This is a genomic window from Pradoshia sp. D12, from assembly GCF_008935075.1.
GTDB lineage: Bacteria > Bacillota > Bacilli > Bacillales > Pradoshiaceae > Pradoshia.
The window spans coordinates 3,279,377-3,306,324 of sequence record NZ_CP044545.1 but is presented as its reverse complement, the minus strand read 5'-3'; the positions used below and the strand labels follow the sequence as shown (position 1 = coordinate 3,306,324).

15 protein-coding genes, 22 tRNA genes and 3 rRNA genes are annotated in these 26,948 nt (G+C 40.6%); 36 read left to right on the top strand and 4 right to left on the bottom strand.

What is annotated here, in order from left to right; all coding sequences use genetic code 11:
• The first annotated feature begins 37 nt into the window (after positions 1-37).
• Both F7984_RS15930 and F7984_RS15925 read left to right on the top strand, forming a co-directional pair.
• Complete coding sequence (locus tag F7984_RS15930) at positions 38-343, top strand: hypothetical protein (protein WP_066106813.1); 306 nt, start codon at positions 38-40, stop codon at positions 341-343.
• Positions 333-548, top strand: coding sequence for a helix-turn-helix transcriptional regulator (locus tag F7984_RS15925; protein ID WP_187393488.1), 216 nt, complete (start codon positions 333-335; stop codon positions 546-548). The genes F7984_RS15930 and F7984_RS15925 overlap by 11 nt, the downstream gene beginning before the upstream one ends.
• Before the next feature lie 408 nt (positions 549-956).
• Here F7984_RS15925 and F7984_RS15920 read toward each other — a convergent pair.
• Together F7984_RS15920 and F7984_RS15915 are read right to left on the bottom strand one after the other, a co-directional pair.
• Positions 957-1,028: transfer RNA gene (locus F7984_RS15920), tRNA-Ala, on the bottom strand.
• Positions 1,029-1,193: 165 nt separating this feature from the next.
• Positions 1,194-1,889 (bottom strand): MgtC/SapB family protein, encoded by a 696-nt coding sequence (locus F7984_RS15915; RefSeq protein ID WP_140461688.1) that lies wholly within the window; start codon positions 1,887-1,889, stop codon positions 1,194-1,196.
• A 120-nt stretch (positions 1,890-2,009) separates the two neighbouring features.
• Between F7984_RS15915 and F7984_RS15910 the strand changes: the two genes are divergently transcribed.
• The 30 genes from F7984_RS15910 to F7984_RS15765 all read left to right on the top strand — a co-directional run bounded on the left by F7984_RS15910 (position 2,010) and on the right by F7984_RS15765 (position 19,549).
• A complete protein-coding gene (locus F7984_RS15910; RefSeq protein ID WP_140461687.1) occupies positions 2,010-2,915 on the top strand; it encodes a DMT family transporter in 906 nt (301 codons plus the stop codon).
• Between the two features lie 594 nt (positions 2,916-3,509).
• Positions 3,510-5,062 (top strand): 16S ribosomal RNA (locus F7984_RS15905).
• Positions 5,063-5,207: 145 nt separating this feature from the next.
• Positions 5,208-8,142, top strand: a 23S ribosomal RNA gene (locus F7984_RS15900).
• 132 nt (positions 8,143-8,274) lie between these two features.
• Positions 8,275-8,391 (top strand): 5S ribosomal RNA (rrf, locus tag F7984_RS15895).
• Together the 16S, 23S and 5S rRNA genes with 21 tRNA genes alongside form the textbook arrangement of a ribosomal RNA operon.
• Before the next feature lie 8 nt (positions 8,392-8,399).
• Positions 8,400-8,475 (top strand) — tRNA-Val (locus F7984_RS15890).
• A 97-nt stretch (positions 8,476-8,572) separates the two neighbouring features.
• A tRNA-Thr gene (locus F7984_RS15885) sits at positions 8,573-8,648 on the top strand.
• A 7-nt stretch (positions 8,649-8,655) separates the two neighbouring features.
• A tRNA-Lys gene (locus F7984_RS15880) sits at positions 8,656-8,731 on the top strand.
• A 10-nt stretch (positions 8,732-8,741) separates the two neighbouring features.
• A tRNA-Leu gene (locus F7984_RS15875) sits at positions 8,742-8,823 on the top strand.
• Between the two features lie 7 nt (positions 8,824-8,830).
• Positions 8,831-8,905, top strand: a tRNA-Gly gene (locus F7984_RS15870).
• 14 nt (positions 8,906-8,919) lie between these two features.
• Positions 8,920-9,005: transfer RNA gene (locus F7984_RS15865), tRNA-Leu, on the top strand.
• A 19-nt stretch (positions 9,006-9,024) separates the two neighbouring features.
• A tRNA-Arg gene (locus tag F7984_RS15860) sits at positions 9,025-9,101 on the top strand.
• A gap of 8 nt (positions 9,102-9,109) precedes the next feature.
• Positions 9,110-9,186, top strand: a tRNA-Pro gene (locus F7984_RS15855).
• Positions 9,187-9,198: 12 nt separating this feature from the next.
• Positions 9,199-9,274 (top strand) — tRNA-Ala (locus F7984_RS15850).
• Between the two features lie 28 nt (positions 9,275-9,302).
• Positions 9,303-9,379, top strand: a tRNA-Met gene (locus F7984_RS15845).
• A 4-nt stretch (positions 9,380-9,383) separates the two neighbouring features.
• Positions 9,384-9,460 (top strand) — tRNA-Ile (locus tag F7984_RS15840).
• A gap of 8 nt (positions 9,461-9,468) precedes the next feature.
• Positions 9,469-9,561 (top strand) — tRNA-Ser (locus F7984_RS15835).
• A gap of 47 nt (positions 9,562-9,608) precedes the next feature.
• Positions 9,609-9,682, top strand: a tRNA-Met gene (locus tag F7984_RS15830).
• Positions 9,683-9,687: 5 nt separating this feature from the next.
• Positions 9,688-9,764 (top strand) — tRNA-Asp (locus F7984_RS15825).
• Positions 9,765-9,829: 65 nt separating this feature from the next.
• Positions 9,830-9,905, top strand: a tRNA-Phe gene (locus tag F7984_RS15820).
• A 23-nt stretch (positions 9,906-9,928) separates the two neighbouring features.
• A tRNA-His gene (locus tag F7984_RS15815) sits at positions 9,929-10,004 on the top strand.
• 6 nt (positions 10,005-10,010) lie between these two features.
• A tRNA-Gly gene (locus tag F7984_RS15810) sits at positions 10,011-10,084 on the top strand.
• A gap of 11 nt (positions 10,085-10,095) precedes the next feature.
• Positions 10,096-10,169 (top strand) — tRNA-Ile (locus F7984_RS15805).
• A gap of 11 nt (positions 10,170-10,180) precedes the next feature.
• Positions 10,181-10,255 (top strand) — tRNA-Asn (locus F7984_RS15800).
• Between the two features lie 5 nt (positions 10,256-10,260).
• Positions 10,261-10,351: transfer RNA gene (locus F7984_RS15795), tRNA-Ser, on the top strand.
• A gap of 3 nt (positions 10,352-10,354) precedes the next feature.
• Positions 10,355-10,426, top strand: a tRNA-Glu gene (locus tag F7984_RS15790).
• Between the two features lie 1,155 nt (positions 10,427-11,581).
• On the top strand, positions 11,582-13,561 hold the full coding sequence (glgB, locus tag F7984_RS15785) for a 1,4-alpha-glucan branching protein GlgB (RefSeq protein ID WP_066109235.1): 1,980 nt from the start codon (positions 11,582-11,584) through the stop codon (positions 13,559-13,561).
• Complete coding sequence (locus F7984_RS15780; RefSeq protein ID WP_066109232.1) at positions 13,503-14,657, top strand: glucose-1-phosphate adenylyltransferase; 1,155 nt, start codon at positions 13,503-13,505, stop codon at positions 14,655-14,657. Before glgB ends, F7984_RS15780 begins: the two co-directional genes overlap by 59 nt.
• Positions 14,658-14,679: 22 nt before the next feature.
• The gene (locus F7984_RS15775) at positions 14,680-15,708 is read left to right on the top strand and encodes a GlgC family sugar phosphate nucleotidyltransferase (RefSeq protein ID WP_066109229.1); all 1,029 of its coding nucleotides are present in this window, start codon (positions 14,680-14,682) and stop codon (positions 15,706-15,708) included.
• Positions 15,705-17,132, top strand: a complete 1,428-nt coding sequence (gene glgA / locus F7984_RS15770; protein ID WP_066109225.1) for a glycogen synthase GlgA — start codon at positions 15,705-15,707, stop codon at positions 17,130-17,132. The genes F7984_RS15775 and glgA overlap by 4 nt, the downstream gene beginning before the upstream one ends.
• A gap of 5 nt (positions 17,133-17,137) precedes the next feature.
• A complete protein-coding gene (locus tag F7984_RS15765) occupies positions 17,138-19,549 on the top strand; it encodes a glycogen/starch/alpha-glucan phosphorylase (RefSeq protein ID WP_066109224.1) in 2,412 nt (803 codons plus the stop codon).
• Positions 19,550-19,777: 228 nt separating this feature from the next.
• On the opposite strand, the gene F7984_RS15760 is transcribed toward F7984_RS15765, so the two are convergent.
• Positions 19,778-20,527, bottom strand: a complete 750-nt coding sequence (locus F7984_RS15760; protein WP_066109223.1) for a TraR/DksA C4-type zinc finger protein — start codon at positions 20,525-20,527, stop codon at positions 19,778-19,780.
• A 136-nt stretch (positions 20,528-20,663) separates the two neighbouring features.
• Positions 20,664-21,599 carry a 1,4-dihydroxy-2-naphthoate polyprenyltransferase gene (locus tag F7984_RS15755; RefSeq protein ID WP_066109220.1) on the bottom strand — a complete coding sequence of 312 codons (936 nt, stop codon included), beginning with the start codon at positions 21,597-21,599 and terminating at the stop codon, positions 20,664-20,666.
• Between the two features lie 474 nt (positions 21,600-22,073).
• On the opposite strand from F7984_RS15755, the gene F7984_RS15750 reads away from it, so the two are divergent.
• The 4 genes from F7984_RS15750 to menB are packed head-to-tail and all read left to right on the top strand — an operon-like array spanning position 22,074 to position 26,872.
• Positions 22,074-23,483 carry an isochorismate synthase gene (locus F7984_RS15750; protein WP_066109218.1) on the top strand — a complete coding sequence of 470 codons (1,410 nt, stop codon included), beginning with the start codon at positions 22,074-22,076 and terminating at the stop codon, positions 23,481-23,483.
• On the top strand, positions 23,480-25,237 hold the full coding sequence (gene menD, locus F7984_RS15745) for a 2-succinyl-5-enolpyruvyl-6-hydroxy-3-cyclohexene-1-carboxylic-acid synthase (RefSeq protein ID WP_140462212.1): 1,758 nt from the start codon (positions 23,480-23,482) through the stop codon (positions 25,235-25,237). The genes F7984_RS15750 and menD overlap by 4 nt, the downstream gene beginning before the upstream one ends.
• Positions 25,224-26,051, top strand: a complete 828-nt coding sequence (gene menH / locus F7984_RS15740) for a 2-succinyl-6-hydroxy-2,4-cyclohexadiene-1-carboxylate synthase (protein ID WP_225983621.1) — start codon at positions 25,224-25,226, stop codon at positions 26,049-26,051. Before menD ends, menH begins: the two co-directional genes overlap by 14 nt.
• A 2-nt stretch (positions 26,052-26,053) precedes the next feature.
• Positions 26,054-26,872: a 1,4-dihydroxy-2-naphthoyl-CoA synthase gene (menB, locus tag F7984_RS15735; RefSeq protein WP_066109208.1), complete on the top strand. Its 819-nt coding sequence runs from the start codon at positions 26,054-26,056 to the stop codon at positions 26,870-26,872.
• Positions 26,873-26,948: the final 76 nt, after the last annotated feature.

Below are 26,948 nucleotides of genomic sequence, written 5' to 3'. Positions count from 1 at the left end.
TCAAAAGGTTTTTACATTTTCAAAGGAGCTGTCATTAATGGATTGGTTAGCTATCTTGCTGTTGTTTGTGATTTTAGCAATTTGTGTTTTACTCATCATCGTTACTCTTGTGTCATTACCTCAACTGGGTGATGAAAGAAAAGATTTTATTAAGATGAAAGCTCAGTCGTTTGCATTTGCAGGTGTTATTGGATATTTATTGATTAATCTTGTTGAATCTATTTATGTAACTTTCTGGACAGACAACACTTACGAAGGCATAAATCCATTTACTGCTCTTATAGGTATTTCTTTAGTGTATTTAATCTCACTACTATTTTGCAAAAAGAAATATGGTGGTTAAGTTGAAAAATCATATTAGAGAATTAAGAAAATCAGCAAAGCTATCTCAAGAAGAACTTGCTAAACTTTGCAATGTATCACGACAAACGATAAATGCGATTGAAAACGATAAATATGACCCTACATTACAATTGGCTTTTAGTATAGCTGCTGTATTAGATACAACAGTAGATGAATTATTTATAAATGAGGATATGGATATGTAATTTTAGACCTTAACTTAAATTAAGGTCTTTTTTTAAGTGCTTAGAAAGTCTTAGGAGTTAAAACCTGTATTCTGAATTTGACTCTCAGAAACCTTCTTTCAAGCAGAAGAAAAAGGAGCAACGACTGTAGCTCCTTAACAAATCATTATTAATTGTTTTTTATGTTATTTGGGGGGAATGGAAATGTACTCGCTGATCATTATGGCTGTAATAGAAAATAACTTAATAAATTCTAACTATACAGTAGTACATCTTCACTCATAATTGTTATGGAGGTCATCTTTGAAGTTCTAAGGTCAAACGCCTAGTTAACAAATTGTGCACTAGTTGTGCAACTCAACCGATTCTTTGCATAGATGTCTCCTGTAAAAAAAGAAAAAACCCTTGCTACACAAGGGTTTTCCGGTATGGAGCTAAGGGGATTCGAACCCCTGACCTCTTCGCTGCCAGCGAAGCATTCTCCCGCTGAACTATAGCCCCATAATAAGTAATAAAATTATGTACAACCTTATTTTAACTAATTTAATACGAATGTCAATCTTGTATGAAGTATTTTTGCTGAATCTTCTAACTTAACCAAGCTATAATGCAGGGTAAAAATGAGTAGGAAAGAAACTGCCTATGCTTCTTTCCTGCTCCTATTGATTATGCATTTTCAATTTCAATGCTCATGACTCCATCGATAGAAGAAACGGAATAATAAACATCTGTAATTAGCCTTTTGCTGTCTATTGTGGTTCTTAAACGAATTTGATGACTGTTAGTCAGATCTTTTATGCGAACAGACTTAATTGAAATCTCTTTTTGTTCAATTAAATTTATAATTGGCGCTATACTGTCTTTTTCTGCAATAATTAAATGGAGGTTTAACTCTTTTTCTCTAAACTTTTTTGGCCCAATATAATTAAATAACATGGGCAGCAATTCAACGCTGATGATTAACAAAACTACACCTGCTATTGCTTCCATATAAAAACCTGCACCTACTGTAATCCCTATTCCGCCTGCTCCCCAAATTAATGCTGCAGTAGTTAAACCAGATATACTGTCATTGCCTCTCCTTAATATAACGCCAGCTCCAATAAAACCAATTCCGGATACTATCTGGGCTGCAAGACGGAGCGGATCCATTGTTACTGTGACTCCATATGCTGATCCTTTTGCATTATATGCAGATTCAATAGAGACAATAGTTAATAAACAACTAACGATTGAGATTACTAGAGATGTTTTCAGACCAACAGGTTTTCTTTTGATTTCCCGTTCCAGTCCTATGATAAGCCCTAATACTGCTGATATGCATAATTTAATAATCATCTGTATATCAATTGAGAAATCCATATTGCTAACCTGCCTTTATAAGTTCTTCTATATAGAATAGAATATGAGACGGATCTGTTCCAGAATTATGAATTATGAATATTTATTTGTTTAAATTACAGTTAAAGGGTGGAATAATATATGACTCAGTCACTTTTTAAACCTTATCTTGCCATTGTTGTAGGAGTGATTGCTGTATCCTTCTCAGCGATACTTGTTCGCTATTCGGAAGCCGAGTCTGGTGTCATTGCTTTTTACCGCATGTTATTTTCCTGTTTAATTCTAATTCCGTACTTTTGTAGGGAGGCTGTTAAAGAGATAGGAAGGATTAATAAAAAAGATTGGGTATTATGTGCAGCGGCCGGAGCGTTTCTTGCTTTTCATTTTATTTTTTGGTTTGAGTCTCTTCGGTATACTTCAGTGGCTAATTCAACTGTCCTAGTCACAATGCAGCCTATATTTGCTTTTTTAGGTACCTATTTTTTATTTAAGGAACGAGTATCTATCGGTGGAGTCGTAAGTATTATTGTGGCGATTTCAGGCAGTATATTGATTAGTGCCAGCGATTTTTCGCATAATAAGGGAGCTTTGTTCGGAGATGTACTTGCCTTAGTAGCTTGTGCTCTTGCAACAGCTTATTTCTTGATTGGACAAATGGTACGTAAAAGAATGGGGTTAACTGCTTACACTTTTATTGTATACGGTATTAGCGCAATTATATTATTGATCTATGTATTGGGGAGCGGCCAGGAGTTATTCGATTATCCTAAAAAAGAGTGGTACCTATTTATCTTGCTTGCAATCATTCCTACATTGTTGGGGCATTCACTTTTTAATTGGGCAATTGAATGGGTTAGTGCAACAAAAATATCGATGGCTATATTATTTGAACCAATAGGTGCGGCAGTATTGGCGTACTTTTTATTTAATGAAAGCCTATCGGCTATACAATTGTTTGGTGCATCATTAGTATTGGTGGGGTTATCTTTATTTATATTAATGAATAGAAGAAGAGACGCAATAGAGAATAGCGAAGTTAACTATTAATTGCATTGTAGGGCATCCAAGAAGGATGTCTCTGTTTTTTTTAAATATAATTGGTGTTGAACTTTTTCCGATTTTTAGTGTATTGTTGAAGGAATTTATTCTTATGAACATTAAAGGGCGTGCTTAGTGATCAGGATGGTTAGGCAAACGAACACTGCTAATCTTAATGAAGAGTTGTATGTCAATGTATTGGATATATGTGATTTTTATGATGTTATGTAGAAATAATATAAAAAAGCGAAAAAAAGTAAAAAAGTACTTGCATCCTAATAGTTGTCCATGATATATTAACTATCGTTCACTTCGTTGAACATTCGTTAAAAAAACTTTAAAAAAAGTTGTTGACGAAAATAAGTTATTCTGATATATTATAAAAGTCGCTAACGCGAACGAGATAACAAGTTAAAATAAGTCAAAAAAACTTTTAAAAAAGTTGTTGACAAAGAAAAGTTATCTTGATATAATATAAAAGTCGCTAACACGACATACAGATTGTTCTTTGAAAACTAAACAAAACGAAACGCCAAGCAAGTCTAAAAAAAGAGATTTTTAAAATCTCGTCAATTTGCTTTAAAATTTAGCTAGATCAAACATCTTTCGGAGAGTTTGATCCTGGCTCAGGACGAACGCTGGCGGCGTGCCTAATACATGCAAGTCGAGCGAATCTGAGGGAGCTTGCTCTCAATGATTAGCGGCGGACGGGTGAGTAACACGTGGGCAACCTGCCCCTAAGATTGGGATAACTCCGGGAAACCGGTGCTAATACCGAATAGTTTCTAACACCTCATGGTGTTAGAAGGAAAGTTGGCTTCGGCTAACACTTAGGGATGGGCCCGCGGCGCATTAGCTAGTTGGTGAGGTAACGGCTCACCAAGGCAACGATGCGTAGCCGACCTGAGAGGGTGATCGGCCACACTGGGACTGAGACACGGCCCAGACTCCTACGGGAGGCAGCAGTAGGGAATCTTCCGCAATGGACGAAAGTCTGACGGAGCAACGCCGCGTGAGCGAAGAAGGCCTTCGGGTCGTAAAGCTCTGTTGTCAGGGAAGAACAAGTACCGTTCGAATAGGGCGGTACCTTGACGGTACCTGACCAGAAAGCCACGGCTAACTACGTGCCAGCAGCCGCGGTAATACGTAGGTGGCAAGCGTTGTCCGGAATTATTGGGCGTAAAGCGCGCGCAGGCGGTCCTTTAAGTCTGATGTGAAAGCCCACGGCTCAACCGTGGAGGGTCATTGGAAACTGGGGGACTTGAGTGCAGAAGAGAAGAGTGGAATTCCACGTGTAGCGGTGAAATGCGTAGAGATGTGGAGGAACACCAGTGGCGAAGGCGACTCTTTGGTCTGTAACTGACGCTGAGGCGCGAAAGCGTGGGGAGCAAACAGGATTAGATACCCTGGTAGTCCACGCCGTAAACGATGAGTGCTAAGTGTTAGGGGGTTTCCGCCCCTTAGTGCTGCAGCTAACGCATTAAGCACTCCGCCTGGGGAGTACGACCGCAAGGTTGAAACTCAAAGGAATTGACGGGGGCCCGCACAAGCGGTGGAGCATGTGGTTTAATTCGAAGCAACGCGAAGAACCTTACCAGGTCTTGACATCCTCTGATAACTCTGGAGACAGAGCGTTCCCCTTCGGGGGACAGAGTGACAGGTGGTGCATGGTTGTCGTCAGCTCGTGTCGTGAGATGTTGGGTTAAGTCCCGCAACGAGCGCAACCCTTGATCTTAGTTGCCAGCATTCAGTTGGGCACTCTAAGGTGACTGCCGGTGACAAACCGGAGGAAGGTGGGGATGACGTCAAATCATCATGCCCCTTATGACCTGGGCTACACACGTGCTACAATGGGTGGTACAAAGGGCTGCAAAACCGCGAGGTCGAGCAAATCCCATAAAACCACTCTCAGTTCGGATTGCAGGCTGCAACTCGCCTGCATGAAGCTGGAATCGCTAGTAATCGCGGATCAGCATGCCGCGGTGAATACGTTCCCGGGCCTTGTACACACCGCCCGTCACACCACGAGAGTTTGTAACACCCGAAGTCGGTGGGGTAACCCTTACGGGAGCCAGCCGCCGAAGGTGGGACAGATGATTGGGGTGAAGTCGTAACAAGGTAGCCGTATCGGAAGGTGCGGCTGGATCACCTCCTTTCTAAGGAAAATAGACTTATTGGCCAGTAGTTTTGTTTAGTTTTGAAGGAGCAATCCTTCGCAATAATCGTTCTTTGAAAACTGGATAATGTAATGTAAGGCAAAGTAAATGCGTTTTAATAAAAACCGAGTAAGAGTTTTTTAACGGTTAAGTTAATAAGGGCGCACGGTGGATGCCTTGGCACTAGGAGCCGATGAAGGACGGGACTAACACCGATATGCTTCGGGGAGCTGTAAGTAAGCTTTGATCCGGAGATTTCCGAATGGGGAAACCCACTGCCCGTAATGGGGCAGTATCTTACACTGAATTCATAGGTGTATGAAGGCACACCCGGGGAACTGAAACATCTAAGTACCCGGAGGAAGAGAAAGCAAATGCGATTTCCTGAGTAGCGGCGAGCGAAACGGAATCAGCCCAAACCAGATGGCTTGCCATCTGGGGTTGTAGGACACTCATTGTGGAGTTACAAAGGAACGGGGTAGATGAAGCGACCTGGAAAGGTCCGTCAGAGAAGGTAACAACCCTGTAGTCGAAACTTCGTTCCCTCCCGAGTGGATCCTGAGTACGGCGGGACACGAGGAATCCCGTCGGAATCCGGGAGGACCATCTCCCAAGGCTAAATACTCCCTAGTGACCGATAGTGAACCAGTACCGTGAGGGAAAGGTGAAAAGCACCCCGGAAGGGGAGTGAAAGAGATCCTGAAACCGTGTGCCTACAAGTAGTCAGAGCCCTTTTATGGGTGATGGCGTGCCTTTTGTAGAATGAACCGGCGAGTTACGATCCCATGCAAGGTTAAGTTGATGAGACGGAGCCGCAGCGAAAGCGAGTCTGAATAGGGCGTTTGCAGTATGTGGTCGTAGACCCGAAACCAGGTGATCTACCCATGTCCAGGATGAAGTCCAGGTAACACTGGATGGAGGTCCGAACCCACGCACGTTGAAAAGTGCGGGGATGAGGTGTGGGTAGCGGAGAAATTCCAATCGAACCTGGAGATAGCTGGTTCTCTCCGAAATAGCTTTAGGGCTAGCCTCGAGTTTAGAGTCTTGGAGGTAGAGCACTGTTTGGACTAGGGGCCCTCATCGGGTTACCGAATTCAGACAAACTCCGAATGCCAAAGACTTATACTCGGGAGTCAGACTGCGAGTGATAAGATCCGTAGTCAAAAGGGAAACAGCCCAGACCACCAGCTAAGGTCCCAAAGTATACGTTAAGTGGAAAAGGATGTGGAGTTGCCCAGACAACCAGGATGTTGGCTTAGAAGCAGCCACCATTTAAAGAGTGCGTAATAGCTCACTGGTCGAGTGACTCTGCGCCGAAAATGTACCGGGGCTAAACGTATCACCGAAGCTGTGGATGCATACCGTATGGTATGCGTGGTAGGAGAGCGTTCTAAGGGCTGTGAAGCATGACCGGAAGGACATGTGGAGCGCTTAGAAGTGAGAATGCCGGTATGAGTAGCGAAAGAAGGGTGAGAATCCCTTCCACCGAATGCCTAAGGTTTCCTGAGGAAGGCTCGTCCGCTCAGGGTTAGTCGGGACCTAAGCCGAGGCCGAAAGGCGTAGGCGATGGACAACAGGTTGATATTCCTGTACCACCTCTCTTCCATTTGAGTGATGGGGGGACGCAGTAGGATAGGGTAAGCGCGCTGTTGGATATGCGCGTCCAAGCAGTTAGGCCGATGAGCAGGCAAATCCGCTCATCACATAAGGCTGAGCTGTGATGGCGAGGGAACTATAGTACCGAAGTTCCTGATTCCACACTGCCAAGAAAAGCCTCTAGCGAGGAAGAAGGTGCCCGTACCGCAAACCGACACAGGTAGGCGAGGAGAGAATCCTAAGGTGATCGAGAGAACTCTCGTTAAGGAACTCGGCAAAATGACCCCGTAACTTCGGGAGAAGGGGTGCTCATTAGAGGTTTATAGCCTCGAAGAGCCGCAGTGAAAAGGCCCAGGCGACTGTTTAGCAAAAACACAGGTCTCTGCGAAGCCGCAAGGCGAAGTATAGGGGCTGACGCCTGCCGGTGCTGGAAGGTTAAGAGGAGCGCTTAGCGCAAGCGAAGGTGCGAATTGAAGCCCCAGTAAACGGCGGCCGTAACTATAACGGTCCTAAGGTAGCGAAATTCCTTGTCGGGTAAGTTCCGACCCGCACGAAAGGCGTAACGATCTGGGCACTGTCTCAACGAGAGACTCGGTGAAATTATAGTACCTGTGAAGATGCAGGTTACCCGCGACAGGACGGAAAGACCCCGTGGAGCTTTACTGCAGCCTGATATTGAATTTTGGTACAGCTTGTACAGGATAGGTAGGAGCCTTTGAAGCCGGAGCGCCAGCTTCGGTGGAGGCATCGGTGGGATACTACCCTGGCTGTATTGACATTCTAACCCGCACCCCTGATCGGGGTGGGAGACAGTGTCAGGTGGGCAGTTTGACTGGGGCGGTCGCCTCCTAAAGAGTAACGGAGGCGCCCAAAGGTTCCCTCAGAATGGTTGGAAATCATTCGCAGAGTGTAAAGGCACAAGGGAGCTTGACTGCGAGACCTACAAGTCGAGCAGGGACGAAAGTCGGGCTTAGTGATCCGGTGGTTCCGCATGGAAGGGCCATCGCTCAACGGATAAAAGCTACCCCGGGGATAACAGGCTTATCTCCCCCAAGAGTCCACATCGACGGGGAGGTTTGGCACCTCGATGTCGGCTCATCGCATCCTGGGGCTGTAGTCGGTCCCAAGGGTTGGGCTGTTCGCCCATTAAAGCGGTACGCGAGCTGGGTTCAGAACGTCGTGAGACAGTTCGGTCCCTATCCGTCGTGGGCGCAGGAAATTTGAGAGGAGCTGTCCTTAGTACGAGAGGACCGGGATGGACGCACCGCTGGTGTACCAGTTGTTCTGCCAAGAGCATAGCTGGGTAGCTACGTGCGGACGGGATAAGTGCTGAAAGCATCTAAGCATGAAGCCCCCCTCGAGATGAGATTTCCCATAGCGCAAGCTAGTAAGAACCCTGAAAGATGATCAGGTTGATAGGTCCGAGGTGGAAGTGTGGTGACACATGGAGCTGACGGATACTAATCGTTCGAGGACTTAACCAAATGAATCAAGCATACTTGCCAAACTTACATTATCCAGTTTTGAGAGAACGAAAAAAAGATAAAATTTCTTTGAAATTTCTCTTGAAAAATGTCAGAAATACGATATAATAATAAATGTCGCTGACAAAATCGTCTGGTGACGATGGCGAAGAGGCCACACCCGTTCCCATTCCGAACACGGAAGTTAAGCTCTTCAGCGCCGATGGTAGTTGGGACGCGAGTCCCTGTGAGAGTAGGACGTCGCCAGGCAATAAAATGGAGGATTAGCTCAGCTGGGAGAGCATCTGCCTTACAAGCAGAGGGTCGGCGGTTCGATCCCGTCATCCTCCACCATTATAAAATTAAAAATTACCAAAAAATACTTGGTGAAATTATAAAAAACATAAGTTATAATAATTAAGTGTCTTAGAAAAGTATTTAAATCTATTAAGCCGGTGTAGCTCAATTGGTAGAGCAACTGACTTGTAATCAGTAGGTTGGGGGTTCAAGTCCTCTTGCCGGCACCATCAGTACGAGCCATTAGCTCAGTCGGTAGAGCATCTGACTTTTAATCAGAGGGTCGAAGGTTCGAGTCCTTCATGGCTCACCATTTACAAAATGCGGGTGTGGCGGAATTGGCAGACGCACCAGACTTAGGATCTGGCGCCTTACGGCGTGGGGGTTCAAGTCCCTTCACCCGCACTTATATGCGGAAGTAGTTCAGTGGTAGAACACCACCTTGCCAAGGTGGGGGTCGCGGGTTCGAATCCCGTCTTCCGCTCCAATGCCAAGTTATATGCCGGGGTGGCGGAATTGGCAGACGCACAGGACTTAAAATCCTGCGGTAGGTGACTACCGTGCCGGTTCGAGACCGGCCCTCGGCACTAGTTTTTTGCAAAAAATGCGCCCGTAGCTCAATTGGATAGAGCGTTTGACTACGGATCAAAAGGTTAGGGGTTCGACTCCTCTCGGGCGCGCCATCTTTTTGCGGGAAGTAGCTCAGCTTGGTAGAGCACTTGGTTTGGGACCAAGGGGTCGCAGGTTCGAATCCTGTCTTCCCGACCATCTAAAACTTATGGGGCCTTAGCTCAGCTGGGAGAGCGCCTGCTTTGCACGCAGGAGGTCAGCGGTTCGATCCCGCTAGGCTCCACCATTATAAACTTTAATAGGATTCAATATTTGGCGGTGTAGCTCAGCTGGCTAGAGCGTACGGTTCATACCCGTAAGGTCGGGGGTTCGATCCCCTCCGCCGCTACCAAATAGGACCTTTAGCTCAGCTGGTTAGAGCAGACGGCTCATAACCGTCCGGTCGTAGGTTCGAGTCCTACAAGGTCCACCACTATATATGGAGGAATACCCAAGTCTGGCTGAAGGGACCGGTCTTGAAAACCGGGAGGCGGGTTAAACCGCGCGGGGGTTCGAATCCCTCTTCCTCCGCCATATATACCTTAAATACCTTGTAGTATATGGAAACAAATTATTATTGTCGCGGGGTGGAGCAGTCTGGTAGCTCGTCGGGCTCATAACCCGAAGGTCGCAGGTTCAAATCCTGTCCCCGCAATAAATGGTCCGGTAGTTCAGTTGGTTAGAATGCCTGCCTGTCACGCAGGAGGTCGCGGGTTCGAGTCCCGTCCGGACCGCCATTTATAAAATGTTAGCTCATCAGTAAGACATTGAGCAGCATCAGAGAAATACAAAGATACAAAACGGCTCAGTAGCTCAGTCGGTAGAGCAAAGGACTGAAAATCCTTGTGTCGGCGGTTCGATTCCGTCCTGAGCCACCATAACTTTAAAAAGACAATGCACGGCGGTTGTGGCGAAGTGGTTAACGCATCGGATTGTGGTTCCGACATTCGTGGGTTCGATTCCCATCAGCCGCCCCATAGAGTGCGGGTGTAGTTTAGTGGTAAAACCTCAGCCTTCCAAGCTGATGATGAGGGTTCGATTCCCTTCACCCGCTCCAAATTTTACTTCGGGCCTATAGCTCAGCTGGTTAGAGCGCACGCCTGATAAGCGTGAGGTCGATGGTTCGAGTCCATTTAGGCCCATATACCATTATTCCGTAGTAGCTCAGTGGTAGAGCACTCGGCTGTTAACCGAGCGGTCGTAGGTTCGAATCCTACCTGCGGAGCCATATTTGGGGAAGTACTCAAGAGGCTGAAGAGGCGCCCCTGCTAAGGGTGTAGGTCGGGTAACCGGCGCGAGGGTTCAAATCCCTCCTTCTCCGCCATTTGGCCCCTTGGTCAAGCGGTTAAGACACCGCCCTTTCACGGCGGTAACACGGGTTCGAATCCCGTAGGGGTCATAAAAACCATGTACATGATGTACATGGTTTTTTTATATATTATTTTAATAAATGAAATCTTAATTATTAAAACATAACTGCCAAAAGAGCTCAGTCCGTCAATACATTGTCTCCTAAACGCCTTATAAGAAGCAAAGGTAAAATTCTAATAACGGTTAAAGTCTAAAATAGAACGAGAATAAAGCCGAACTGATCATCAAGTACTTTTAAGAGGAATACCAAGTAAAATTTTATGATTTCTTTAGTAAGGATTATATCAACCAAATTGAAAATCTACTTTTACCTGTAATTTGAATAGATGTGTGAGTCAATTCTTGAATTTTTTCCCCATTTGGGAATTGGGGAAATATTGCTATAAGCCCTTCTCATTTTGTCCTATACTAATTTTACTGTTCGAACCTCCACTCCACCTAAATTAAGTATTAAATTCTGCTATTAAATATGCCTCACGATAAACCTTCATATGATCCATATATCAACATAAATAAGCAATTGAAGCTCGCATAGACATCTTCTTATAGTTTTCTGAGAGGGTATCATTTATTTAAGTCTTGCTTTAATCAGTAGATCCGTGAGACAATGGAAAGTAATTGTAAAGGTTTGTATTTAAAAAATTTCACGGATAATGTTCTCCTATAGAGAATATACTAATTCTTAAATCCTCAATAGATTATAAAGAAGCCTTCAGAAGAATTAACTCAACACAATCATCCTTTCCTCGATTGTATTTCCTAAAGTTCTATGTTGAAAGATATATTATATGCCAAAGTATCTAAGTTCCCTTTTTGGTCTTGAATTATGAGAATATTTTGTTTACTATAGATAAATACTATAATAAACAAATAATTTAATATTTTCTTACACAACTTTATTAAGTAAACATTTTAATTAATTAACTCGTTTTTGAGTGGTAGACCACTTCATTGATATTTTTCTCAATATAATGAAATATTTAACATAAAAATAATAGTATTTAAGTTTCTATATACTATATTTTGGATATATTATACTGATACCTGTTAATTTATCTTACTAATTCCAAAAAGTAGTGAAAAAAAGCTTTTTAGAGCTAAATTAACAATTTTTGCATTTGATTTAGTTACAGAATAAGTAGTTTAATTAGTATATTGAGAAAATTCGAGAAAGGGTGATAATATGCCTAATGCTATCCCAACAGACTATCAGGTCCATTTGTTTCATGAAGGCTCTCTTTATGATGCATATAAACTGTTCGGTTCCCATTTGATAAAGGTAAATGATGATATACATACAAGGTTTACAGTATATGCACCAAACGCCCGTCAGATACGCTTGGTGGGTTCTTTTAATAATTGGAATGGTAACGGTTATGAATTAAAAAGAGTTTCTGAACAGGGTATTTGGACGCTTCTGGTAGATAAAAACCTGGACGGACATATATACAAATATGAAATTGAAGCAGCATCTGGAGCCATAGCTCTAAAGAGTGATCCGTATGCCTTCTATTCAGAAATAAGGCCTCATACGGCATCTGTCGTATATCCTATAGATGATTCATATAAATGGAATGATGCGTCTTGGCTTAAGAAAAAAACAAAGAAACAACAAGATGAGAACCCCATGTTTATTTATGAAATTCATGCAGGAACATGGAGAAAACATATCCAGGAAGGCCAAGTGTCTATACCGAGCGATGAATGCAAGATTGAGGAATTTTATACATACCGTGACCTGGCTGATGAACTCATCCCCTATGTAGTTGAACAGGGCTTTACACATATTGAGCTAATGCCACTAACTGAACATCCGTTCGACGGATCATGGGGCTATCAGAGTACAGGTTATTATTCACCAACAAGCCGATATGGCAGGCCTGAAGACTTGAAATATTTTATCGATCAATGTCATCAGCATAACATAGGTGTATTGCTTGATTGGGTACCTGGTCACTATTGTAAAGATGCTCATGGTTTATTTATGTTTGATGGATCACCTGTTTATGAATACTCTGATCTCAAACACAGAGAGAATCCAGTATGGGGAACAGCAAATTTTGACTTGGGCAAACCAGAAGTTCATAGTTTTTTAATATCCAACGCAAGATATTGGATGAAGTATTTTCACATAGATGGATTTAGAGTGGATGCTGTCGCAAATATCATTTATTGGCCCAATACATATAGTGGTGACGTTAATCCACATGCTATAGATTTTTTACAGAAACTTAACCAAGTTGTAAAAGAATCCGATCCTACAGTTCTTATGATGGCTGAAGACTCAACTGATTGGCCTAACGTAACTAAGCCAGCTAGTGAGGGAGGTTTAGGATTTACATATAAGTGGAATATGGGTTGGATGAACGATATTTTAGAGTACATGGAATCAGATCCGTGTTCTCGAAAGGATCTTCATAATAAAGTAACATTCTCCTTAATGTATGCTTATACGGAACGGTTTATTTTACCTTTGTCACATGATGAAGTGGTCCACGGTAAAAAATCTCTTCTTGATAAAATGCCAGGAAGCTACGAAGAAAAATTTTCTCAGTTGAAATTACTCATGGGATTTATGACAACCCACCCGGGGAAAAAATTATTATTTATGGGTGGAGAGCTGGGGATGTTCTCAGAATGGAAGGATAAAGAACAGGTTGATTGGCATCTACTAAATTATGATTCTCATCAAACATTAAATCATTTCTTTGCAGACTTACTAAAGTTTTACAAACGGTCAAAGCCGTTATATGAGTTAGATGATTATCCTGAAGGATTTGAGTGGATTGATGTTCATAACACCGATCAGTCCATATTCTCATTTATTCGTCGTGATCGAGAAGGAAATCCATTGATAGTACTGTGTAATTTCAAAAATATATCTTATGAAGAATATAAAGTTGGAGTACCTGATAAACAGGAGTACAAAGAGGTCATAAATAGTGATGCTGTCCAATATGGTGGAAGCGATCATGTTAATAAAAAGAAAATCATCGCAGAAGAAGGTTCTTTTCATGGGAGACCATATCACGTAAAGATTAAGGTACCTCCATTTGGAATTACTGTACTGCGTCCCATTAAAAAACGGAAGGAGTTAAATAAAAATGGCAAAGAAAAAAATAGTCGCAATGCTACTGGCAGGAGGACAAGGAACAAGGCTTGAGGCTTTGACAGCTGATGTTGCAAAACCGGCAGTCCCATTTGGCGGTAAATATAGAATTATAGATTTTACATTAAGTAACTGTACGAACTCTGGAATAGATACGGTAGGGGTATTAACGCAATACCAGCCGTTATTGCTTAATTCCTATCTTTCTAACGGAAGTGCCTGGGATCTCGATTTAAAAGATGGCGGAGTAACTGTATTACCTCCCTATTCTGCTTCAAAGGAAATGAGATGGTATACGGGTACAGCAAGTGCGGTTTACCAAAACTTAAACTATATCGATCAATATGATCCGGATTATGTGATTGTTCTCTCAGGAGATCACATTTACAAAATGGATTATGATAAAATGTTGAGCTTCCATGAGGAAAGAGGAGCAGATGCGACTATCTCTGTTATTCCTGTTCCTTGGGATGAAGCAAGCAGATTTGGAATCATGAACACCAGAGAAGATTATTCTGTAATGGAATTTGAAGAGAAACCGAAAAATCCGAAAAATAATTTAGCCTCTATGGGTATCTATATATTTAATCGTAAAGTTCTAAAAGACTATTTGATAAAAGATGCTAAAAATGAAGATTCAACAAGGGATTTTGGTAAGGATATCATACCTTTATTATTAAATGATGATAAAAAGGTATATGCTTATCCATTTGAAGGATATTGGAAAGATGTTGGTACACTGAAAAGTTATTGGGAAGCTAATATGGATTTACTGGATGAAGAGTGTGAATTAAATCTTTATGACTATTCATGGCGCATTTATTCAGTTAATCCGAACAGACCACCACAATATCTATCTAACAAAGCAGAGGTTAAAGAATCACTGATTAACGAAGGATGTATAGTTGAAGGTAAGGTGGAAAAATCAGTCGTTTTCTATGGAGCACAGATTGGCAAAGACGCACATGTTAAAGATTCTGTAATCATGTCAGATGCAGTTATCGGAAAGAATGTCTATATTGAAAAGGCTATTATTCCTCCAGGTGCTGTTATACCGGATAACCAGGTGATCAGACCTATTGATGATGAAGATGTTATATTGGTTAATCCTGAACTGTTAACAGAAGAAAATGTTATAAAATTATCTTGATATAGTGAAAGGCGTTGAAAATATGAGTAAATCACTATTAGGTATTATAGATGCCACGAATAGTTTTGAATCACTGGATATTTTAACAAAAAGTCGGAATGTTGCAGCATTACCAATAGCTGGTCGTTTCCGTTTAATAGATTTTATTCTTTCAAGCATGGTTAATTCGGGAATATCTAATGTAGCTGTTTATCCACAAGCACATTTCAGATCGTTAATGGACCATTTGGGAACAGGTAAGAACTGGGATTTGAATAGAAAAAGAGATGGACTATTCTTCCTCCCGGTGCCTCATACAGAAGATGTATCTGGTGAGGTTCATGCGTTTGATCACTTTGCTTATCATATGACCTATCTTGAAAGAAGTAAACAGGAGTATGTGATTGTTGCTAACAGTCAAACCGTTTGCAATATCGATTTTAATGCTGTTCTTAAATATCATATACAAAACAAATGTGATATTACGGAAATCAAAAAAGATAAAGAATCACTTGAAATGTTCATCCTTAAAAAAGAACTGCTTGTTAAATTAATTGACGAGCGGAAACAAACTGGGTACAAATGTTTAAAGGATGTTGTGGAAGATCATTATTCCGACTTCGCTATCTGTGTTTATCAGTATGAAGGTTATCTGGCGAATATCAATTCTATTAATGCCTATTTTCAATCAAGTATAGATCTTCTTAAAGAAGAAAATTGGAGTCAGTTATTCATGAAGGAATGTCCTATCTATACAAAAGTTAAGGATGAGCCGCCATCCAAGTATAGTGAGAAGTCTCATGTAAGCCAATCAATGGTTGCCAACGGCTCTATCATAAAAGGTGAAGTAGAGCACAGTATCATCTTTAGGGCCGTTAATATTGATGAAGGTACTTCCATTAAAAATTCCATTATCATGCAAAAAACAAAAATCGGTAAGAATTGCAAACTCGATTATGTAATCCTCGATAAGGATGTAGAAATTGCTGATGGAACAGTTCTGATTGGGTCTCCATTCCAACCAATTGTTATTCAAAAAGGTGTAAAACAAGGAGCGTTGATGAACTCGTGAATGTATTATTTGTAGTATCTGAATGTGTACCCTTTGCTAAATCTGGAGGGCTGGCTGACGTAGCCGGCTCTCTTCCTAAAGAATTAAAAAAGTTAGGTCATGAGGTAAGAGTGTTGCTTCCTAAGTATGGGACGATACCTACTCATTTTTTTAATTCAGCGAAAAAAATTGCTGAATTTGAAGTTCAGTTAAGCTGGAGAAGACAGTATTGCGGTATTTTTGAAGCTGAATATGATGGTGTCATTTATTACTTTATGGATAATGAATATTATTTCCATAGACCAAAACTTTATGAGCAATTTGACGATGGTGAACGTTTTGCTTATTTCTGTAAAGCGGCTGTTGAAGCACTTTATCATATTCCATTTTTACCGGATGTTATTCATACACATGATTGGCATACGGGAATGATTCCATTCTTATTGAAAACTCAGCACCAGAATACGAAATTAGCAAACATCAAAAATATATTTACAATTCATAATTTGCAATTCCAAGGCATTTATGGAAAAAGTTTTCTTGATGATGTACTGGGGATTCATGATGACTACTTTAACCAGTTGGAATTTGACGGGAACGTCAACTTTATGAAATCAGCACTGGTTTATGCAGATGCAATAACTACTGTCAGCCCTACTTATAAAGAGGAGATTAAAACTGACTATTACGGTGAGCGTCTGAATGGATTGCTTCAGGCAAGAGACTCAGATTTATATGGGATTTTAAATGGAATTGACAATGACTTATATAATCCAAAAAAAGATGCTGCGATTGCCAGCGAGTTTTCAGTCAATTCTCTGAAAGGCAAAAAAGCGAATAAACGTTATCTCCAGGAGTATTTCAATTTACCGGTAGATGATAGCAAGCCGCTGATTGCCGTTGTATCGCGTTTAACCTCTCAGAAAGGCTTTGATCTGGTTAGAGCTGTATTCCATGAGATTTTGCAGGAAGATATCCAAATGATCATGCTGGGTACAGGCGATCCGCAATTCGAGCATTTCTTTGGTTATACGTCCCAATGGTATCAGGATAAATTAAGGGTTCATATTGGTTTTAATGAAGATTTAGCCCATCAAATATATGCTGGAGCTGATTTGTTCCTTATGCCTTCTAAATTTGAACCTTGCGGATTAAGCCAATTAATAGCAATGAGATATGGTACATTGCCGATTGTTAGGGAAACAGGGGGTCTGCGAGATACTGTACAGCCATATAATGAATTTACTGGCGAGGGCAATGGTTTTTCATTTACTAACTTTAATGCTCATGACATGCTTTATACAATACGTCGGGCATTATCTTTTTATCATAATCCTTCTGAGTGGAAAAAGATTGTTAAGAACTCGATGAAGAAGGACTATAGCTGGGCACGTTCAGCAGCAGAGTATGAGGTTTTGTATAAAGACTTGACTGAGAGGATCTGATTTAGATGTTTGATAATAAAGAACTGTTTAAGGAAGCCTTTATATCTAAGCTTGAAATGTCTTATGGAAAAACATTTTCAGAATCGACTCCGCAGGAGCAATATCATACTTTAGGAATTATGATTCGTGAATATATAAGTAAGAATTGGATTAAAACCAATCAATTATATAGAGAAACGAAGACAAAGCAGGTCTACTATTTATCAATTGAATTTTTACTCGGTAGAATTATGGGGAGTAATGTCTTAAATCTTGGCATACAAAAAGTAGTGGAAGACGGGCTTGAGGATTTAGGGATTAGCTTTTCGGAGCTGGAAACACTTGAGCCGGATTCTGCGCTCGGTAATGGTGGGTTAGGCCGATTAGCTGCTTGTTTCATGGATTCCATTGCTTCTTTGGAATTGCCTGGTCATGGATGTGGTATTCGCTATAAATATGGTTTATTTGAGCAAAAAATCATTGATGGCGTACAAGTTGAATATCCAGAGCAATGGCTTCAAAATGGACATGTATGGGAGGTTCGAAAAGCCGATCAGGCAGTAATGGTACCTTTTTGGGGAGAAGTACAATCCTATACAGATTCTGATGGCCGTTTAGGTTTCCGTCATATTGATACAGAGCCAATAATGGCTGTACCTTATGACATACCGGTTGTTGGCTATCAGAATGAAACGGTGAATACACTCAGATTGTGGAATGCTGAGCCTGCCCCGGCTCCTTATCATCGCGATATTATGCGTTACAAGCGTGATACAGAATTGGTATCAGAATTTCTTTATCCGGATGATACAGAAGACAGCGGGAAAATTCTGCGTTTAAAACAACAGTATTTCCTTGTCTCAGCCAGTTTGCATACCATATTAAAGACATACCGCAAAAAGAATATTCCTATGAGCAAATTGCATGAATACGTATCAATACATATAAATGATACTCACCCTGTTCTGGCCATCCCGGAATTAATGAGGATCTTATTGGATGAAGAAAAAATGTCATGGGAAGAAGCATGGGAAGTAACCACAAAAACGATATCTTATACGAATCATACGACGCTTTCTGAGGCATTGGAAAAATGGTCAATTCGTTTATTCCAACCATTATTGCCAAGGATCTTTATGATTGTGAATGAGATTAACGAGCGGTTCTGTCAGCAATTATGGGAGCTGTATCCGGGTGAGTGGCAAAGAATAGAGGATATGGCTATCATTGCTCATGATCAGGTTAAAATGGCCCATCTGGCTATTGCAGGCAGCCATAGTATAAACGGAGTAGCCCATCTGCATACTGAGATTCTCAAGAAGAGAGAAATGAACAATTTCTATCAGGTTTTTCCTGAAAAGTTTAATAATAAAACCAATGGTATTACTCATCGCAGATGGTTATTGAAATCCAATCCAGGACTTTCCCGTTTAATTTCGCAAGCAATCGGCGATAAATGGCAAATTGATCCGGTATATATGAAGGAATTGGAGCGGTTTAGTACGGATTCTTCCTTTTTAGAAGAGCTAATGAAAGTGAAAGCAGACAATAAGAAAAAGCTGGCTAAGCGGATTAAAGAACAAAATGGTATAACCGTTAATCCAGATAGTATTTTTGATGTCCAGGTCAAACGTTTGCACGCGTATAAACGCCAATTGCTAAATGTTCTTCACATTATGTATTTATACAATCGAATGAAGGAAGAGCCAAATTTCAAGCCATATCCGCGTACCTTTATATTTGGAGCTAAAGCATCCCCAGGATACTACTATGCCAAAAAAATTATTAAATTGATTAACACCGTGGCGGATAAAGTAAATAATGATCCGGACACAAAAGATTATATAAAGGTCGTATTTCTCGAAAATTATCGGGTATCTCTGGCTGAAGAAATATTCCCTGCAGCTGAATTAAGTGAACAAATTTCGACTGCAAGTAAAGAAGCATCAGGAACAGGTAATATGAAATTTATGATGAATGGTGCTTTGACCATCGGTACAATGGATGGGGCTAATGTAGAAATCTTTGAGAGAGTCGGAGAAGAACATATCTTTACATTCGGATTATCGTCAGAGGAAGTTATGAATTACAACGCACATGGAGGTTATCACTCCTCAGAATATTATATGCTTGATCGAAGAATTCATCAGGCTGTAAACCAATTAATTAATGGATTCTTCCCGAATACATCTGGAATGTTTGATATGATATATGATTCTCTGCTATTAGAAAATGATCAATATTTTGTATTAAGGGATTTTGGTTCCTATGCAAGTACACAGGAAAAGGTAGAGGCATCTTATCAAGACAAAAAGAAATGGAACTCATCAAGTGTAATAAATATTGCTAATTCAGGATTTTTCTCAAGTGACCGAACAATTCAGGAATATGCAACAGACATCTGGAACGTAAACCCTATAAATCAAAGAAACAAATAAATTATGTAAAATAGATAAAGGTAATCTATATTCCATTGATTAAAGGAATATAGGTTGCCTTTTTACCATGTGTAATGTTTTGAATATGTAGAAGCTACTTTTTGTCATATGTAACTGTTATGAACTATTAATTAGATAATTATCAAATGAAAAACAGCTCACTGGAACTTCTTGAAAGGTTATAGTTATATATAGCAGCAAAGAAAAAAGGACAGCCAATAGGCTGCCTTATTTGTTCTTGTTGTCCACATAACTATCTCTTTTTCGGTAAGGAATATCTCCTAAATTTGACTCTAGGTTTTCATCTTCCAGGCGTTCTTCATAATCGGTTTTTGCATCGCTTTGATATACTTTACGTTCTCCGTCTGGACCATTACCAACGAATGACTCAACTTCATCTGCAAAACCTTCATCCTCTGTTTGATCTGGATAAAGATCTTCATATCCTTTTGCATCTCTAACCATATCGGATGGAGTTTCCGAGGTTCCGTATTGGGCGGCTTCTTGATAACTGTCTGTGTAGTCTTCTATTCGATGATCATATGTTCTTTGAAGGGAATCTGGCTTTGGTGGCTGAATGACATCTTCCTCAATTGGACGGTGATTGCTTAATTCCTGTTTTTTTGAATGCTCGATACAATAGAGAGTGGATGGAATGGCCTCAAGTCTTTCGTATGGAATATCCTTTCCGCACTCTTTACATACACCGTATGTGCCTTCTTCTATTGCAGACAACGCTGTTTCAATTTCATTCAATTGCTCTTCTTCATGTATTTCCAGAGCCACATCTTTTTCACGCTCAAATAATTCTGTACCGAGATCACCAGGATGATTATCATAGGATGATAGTTCTCCGGATGCTTCACGCTCACTTAGGTCGAGTCGGCTGTTTCTTTTTGTATTTAATTTGCTTTGAAATTCTTCTTTTTGTTCTTTTAATCTATCTGTTATAGCTTGAAGTTGATTTTTACTTAGCATGCTACCACTTCCTTAACTGTAATAAGTAACTTGTATTGTTACATTTACCCCATCACACAGTAGAAAAACATTTAAGAGAAATAGCAAGATTAGAGCAGAAAAAAATAAGCCTCTACTAAGAGGCTTATTAAAAGATTTAGAAGAAGAATCCAATATACATACCAAATGCAAATAAAAGACCATAGAAAGTGTTCGTTTGGCCTGTTGCTTTCATGGCAGGCATCATTTCCGGTGGAGTATCATTGCCAACAAATCCTTTCACGGCTTGTACCGCTTTTGGAATGCTCAATAGCACAAGTAATGTCCAAGGAGAAGTAATACCTGAGAACACTAGTACGAATGCCCATACATAGGAGAGAGCAAACATGGCTGCCAGTACGATAATGGCATTTTTCTTGCCAATGAGGATTGCCAATGTTTTTCGGCCGCCCTTTTTATCCCCGACTCTGTCGCGAATATTATTTGATAACAAAATAGCACCCACAGTCAAAAAGAATGGGACAGTTACGAGCCATGCATCTAATGTCACATTTCCAGTTTGAATAAAATAAGAAATCAAGATAATTAGGCAGCCCATAAAGAAACCGGATGTAATCTCGCCAAATGGGGTATAGGCTATTGGGAGCGGTCCACCAGTATATAAGTATCCCATTGACATTGATAATAATCCGATGAGTACCAACCACCAGCTGCTATTTGCGCATATATAAACACCTATCAGTGCTGATATACCATACAGAACGAGTGCTAATGTAAGAATCGACTTTGGTGATAAACCCTCATGTACGATTCCGCCACCAATCCCAATGGATTCCTCATTATCGAGTCCCTTTTTGAAATCATAATATTCATTAAATAGGTTCGTGGCAATTTGGATAAGCAGTGCGGCAGCCATCATAGCCACAAATAACCCGATATTCAGCGAAGGTATATGTTCATGAGCCAGCGCTGTTCCAACCAACACAGGTGTAAAACCAGCTGTTAATGTGTGTGGCCTGGTTAATTTCCACCAAACCCGCCAACTTTTTCTGGGTAATCCTGTCTTCGCAGGAGTATGCGAGTGATCTTGCATTTTGTTAATCCCCTTTACGTTATAAGTTACTAGCGAATAGTGGTAAATCAATATGTTAAACTATTAGTATAAAATATAATATTTTAAGAGTTCTACAACTCATATCATTCCCACTATTATTACTATACTAAATCAGTGTAGGTAAATGTTATAGTAAGTGTCAATACATTTATCCTCTATAGTAGACCTGTTAGAAAGTCATAATGGTTCAGGCTTTAAGAAAAAGATATTATAATAGTAAGGATCCGTATTAATAGGGAAAATAAGTATGATGGTTTGTTTATTGGAATAAACTGCATTCTTGTGGATAGAAGATACCATACAGGGAGCAAGCGGAATGGAATCGCTATCAAATGATGATGAGAATATAAGCTTTAAAATGAAAATTAAGAAACTACAAAAATTGACAGCTTAATTTCTACAGGTGTATCTTTAAATAGGTTTATTGGAAATAGGAGCAACGGAGGGATTTGAATGGCAATAAAGCAAATGACAGATATTCAACAGGAATTGACTGAAGCCTTACATACAGTAAAAAGGATTGCTATGCCAATCTTATTCAGTCATGTTGAGGCCGTTACCAATAAGAAACCGATCGATATCTATCAATCAAGTGAGTGTTTATATAAAGGTGAGCGATTTTACTGGAAAGATCCGGATAATGAATTGTATTTAGCCGGGATTGGAACAGCACGTAAGCTACAATCTCTTACTAATGGAGAAAAACGTTTTAAAGATATTAAGGATAAATGGACTGCCCTAATGGAGTCAGCCATTGTGAATGGGGTTAACTCTGGAAAAGGCACAGGACCTTTATGCTTTGGCGGTTTTTCCTTTAACTCTAAAAATACAGAGCCGGGTTCCAATTGGAGCCAATTTGGCAGTTATTTATTTTATATACCTAAGTTTTTAATTACAGAAACAAATCATGGTTCATACTTAACTTCCTCTATATATTTGACTCCTCATATGTCAGATAAAGAGGTACGCCAATTTATCGAAGATAGAGATGCTTTTTTGTCTATGTCTGATTCTGGCCAAAAAGAAATGCCAGCTATCATAGAACGGCAAGAACATATTGTGGAAGAGTGGAAACAGGCTATACTAAAATCTGTCGAGGATATCCGAAACGGACAGATGGAGAAAATCGTCCTGGCCCGTGAATTAAGTTTGCAATTTGAAGATGAAGTTCCATCTTATAAAGTACTTGAGAATTTAATGATTCAGCAAAACGGAAGCTTTATTTTTGGGCTTGAATCAGGGGATGATTGTTTTATAGGTGCTTCTCCGGAAAGGCTGATTAAAAAAGAGGGGCCGGCTGTATTTTCTGCATGTTTGGCAGGGTCAACGCCAAGAAATGAAGATGAAGAAATTGATTCAGCCCTAGGAAATGAATTATTAAATGATGATAAAAATCGATCCGAGCATCAGTTTGTGGTCAATATGATTAAAGAGGCGATGGAAGAGCATTGCATCGAGATTAATATTCCTGATGCTCCCGTATTAATGAAGCTAAAAAATATACAGCATCTTTATACACCGGTAAATTGTGTGAGTCTGCCCGGCACTTCTGTTTTGGACTTTGTGGAATTGCTTCATCCAACACCTGCTTTGGGAGGTTCGCCAAGAAATATTGCTATGGAGAAAATAGAAAAATATGAAGGTATGGATAGAGGATTTTATGCTGCTCCAATAGGGTGGATGGATATATACGGAAACGGTGACTTTTCTGTAGGAATCCGCTCAGGTTTATTAAAGAAGGATAAAGCATCTCTATATGCGGGCTGTGGGATTGTAGAAAAATCAAATCCCGAAAGTGAATATATGGAGACAAAAGTGAAATTTAAACCCATGCTTTCTGCTTTGGAGGGAAGGAATATATGAATCACCAAGAAGAGCTAACTGCTTTTATAGCATCCTTTGTAGATGAACTAGCCCGAGCGGAAGTGAATGATGTTATCATTAGTCCGGGATCCAGATCTACACCAATCGCCTATTGTATGGCTGAACATCCGGATATGAATGTTCATATTAATATCGATGAAAGATCGGCCGCCTTTTTTGCGCTTGGGATGGCTAAGGAAAAGAGAAAGCCTGTCGCTTTGTTATGTACATCAGGTACAGCGGCTGCAAACTACTTTCCTGCTATCGTAGAGGCCTATTATTCAAGAGTGCCATTAATTGTTCTTACTGCTGACCGTCCGCATGAATTACGAGATGTTGGAGCACCACAGGCCATCGACCAAATAAACCTTTATGGGAAGCATGTGAAATGGTTTGTAGAAATGTCTCTGCCTGATTCCGGAGAAATGATGCTCCAGTATGCACGCACTGTAGCAAGCAGAGCCATCAGTAATACAATTCTGGAGCCTGCCGGACCTGTTCATGTTAATTTCCCTTTACGAGAGCCACTCATTCCAATCTTAAGCGAAATGGAAAAGTGGATTCGTAGAACGGACCATTCAAATGCGTGTATCGATATTGCACATGGACACCGTAAGCTGGCTGATTCTCAGTTGAATACATATCTTCGTTTAATTAAGGAAAGCGAAAAAGGGATTATTATTTGCGGTCCTATTGACCAACCTGATTTTAAGGAAGCTGTTTTGAATTTCGCTGAAGCAACGGGATATCCGATTCTTGCTGATCCTTTATCGCAATTAAGGGCAGGTGGAAATCAGCACGTAATTGAAACCTATGATACTTTTCTGAAGGAAGAAGCAATACACGGGAAAATTACACCAGATTTAATTATTCGGTTTGGTGCAATGCCAGTTTCTAAACCAGTATTGCAATTTGTGAAAAAGTGTAAACAGACAAATCATATTGTAGTAGATGGGGGCAGCGGCTGGAGAGAGCCAGCGGGAGTAAGTACCCATATGGTTTATTGTGATGAGGCCGCTTTCTGTCACTCGGTTAGAGAAAATCTTACTGTACATGCAAATACAGAAAGAAGAGATTGGCTTTCTCTTTGGCAAGGAATGAATGAAGTGGCGAAAGAAGGGCTGCTGACTATACAGGATGAAACAGGGATGCAGGAAGGTAAATTATTTTCTCTATTGGAAAGTTTACTTCCGGAAAAAGCTAACTTAGTAGTTGGCAATAGCATGCCTATTCGAAACGTAGATTCATTTTTCTTTCAAACAACTAAGCAGATTAGGATATTGGCAAACAGGGGAGCTAACGGGATAGATGGCCTTATCTCAACTGCTGCAGGAATCAGCGCTTCCTCTGAAATACCAACTGTACTGGCACTTGGAGACCTCAGCTTATTTCATGATATGAATGGTTTCCTGGCAGCTAAAATGTATCAATTAAAGCTTCTGGTTTTGGTTGTGAATAATGATGGCGGTGGAATCTTTTCTTACCTGCCTCAGTCTGCTGAAGAAAAACATTTTGAAGAGCTTTTTGGTACGCCTCATGGCTTACACTTTAATCATACAGCTGCTTTGTATGGAGCAAACTATAAAAATCCGGAAACTTGGGAAGAAGTGACTGATTCCATTCAGGACTGGGTAGCCAATCCGGATTTCTGTATTGTTGAAGTTTGTACAAGTCGTTCCTATGATGTGAAAAGATACAGGGAAGTCGTTCAGCATGTTTCCCGGGAAATAAGAATGATGAATGATGGCGAATAAACTCATGTTATCCATTAATGGAGTAAAGTATCACGTGCAATTGCAAGGAGTAGGACAGCCTGTACTTCTTTTGCATGGATTTACGGGTTCCATGAATACGTGGAATACATTTATTCAGGATTACAAACATTGTTTTCAGTTTATCAGTCTGGATCTATTAGGGCATGGTCTGACAGAAGCGCCTATTGATCCTGATAGATATGAAATGCAAAAGGCTGCTAAAGATATTAAGGACATTTTAATCGCTTTAAATATCCAAAGTGCACATATTCTTGGTTATTCGATGGGAGGGAGACTGGCATTGGGGTTTGCTGTTTTATATCCTGAATTTGTTCGGACTCTCATTTTAGAAAGCTCATCACCAGGCCTGGAACATGAAGGCGAACGACTGTCGAGGGCACATAGTGATGCACAATTGGCAGAACGTATCAGAGAATATGGGATAGATAGTTTTGTAGATGATTGGGAGAAGATTCCGTTATTTGCTTCACAAGAAAGACTGTCGAATGGCAAGAAAGCAGAAATTAGGCAGGAGAGAGTATCCCATACCAGTATTGGCTTGCAAAATAGTTTAATGGGAATGGGTACAGGCTCACAGCCCTCATTTTGGAGTGAATTAAAGGAGGTGGATTTTCCCGTTTTATTGCTCGCGGGAGCATTGGATAAAAAGTTCGTTCAATTGGCCTTAAAAATGCAGAATTGCCTTAATAGATGCCAATTTGAAACAATAAATGACACTGGCCATGCAATACACGTGGAAGAACCCAAAATATTTGGTAGAATAGTAAGTGAGTTTATTAGAGGGAGGAATTAGAAATGGCTTTTGATTGGGTAACCATTCGTACATATGAAGATATTTTATATGAAAGATATAACGGTATTGCTAAAATTACCATCAACCGTCCAGAGGTACGCAATGCATTTCGTCCAAAAACAGTAATGGAATTGATTGATGCTTTTTCCCGTGCCAGGGATGATAAAGAAATAGGTGCTATTATTTTAACAGGCGCAGGTGACATGGCATTCTGTTCTGGCGGTGACCAAAAGGTTCGCGGTCATGGCGGATATGTGGGTGAAGACGAAATTCCTCGTCTGAATGTTCTTGATCTTCAACGCTTGATCCGTGTTATTCCAAAACCTGTTGTGGCAATGGTAGCAGGCTATGCTATTGGCGGAGGTCACGTACTGCATGTTGTATGTGATTTAACAATTGCTGCTGAAAATGCACGTTTTGGCCAAACCGGTCCTAAGGTTGGAAGCTTTGATGCAGGTTATGGTGCAGGATATTTAGCTCGAATCGTAGGCCATAAGAAAGCAAAAGAAATTTGGTTCTTGTGCCGTCAATATGATGCGCAGGAAGCACTTGATATGGGCTTGGTAAACAAAGTAGTTCCATTGGAGCAACTTGAAAAAGAAACGGTGCAATGGTGCGAGGAAATGCTTGAAAAGAGCCCAACTGCCCTTCGTTTCCTAAAAGCAGCTTTCAATGCGGATACCGATGGACTGGCTGGACTTCAGCAGTTGGCAGGCGATGCAACATTGCTTTATTATACAACAGATGAAGCCAAAGAAGGCCGCGATGCTTTTAAAGAAAAGCGCAATCCAGACTTTGACCAATTCCCACGATTCCCTTAATGGAGAACGAAAAACAGCTTGACGCCTACCGTCAGGCTGTTTTTATGTACATGTAAGTATCAGTTAGAGTGATAGA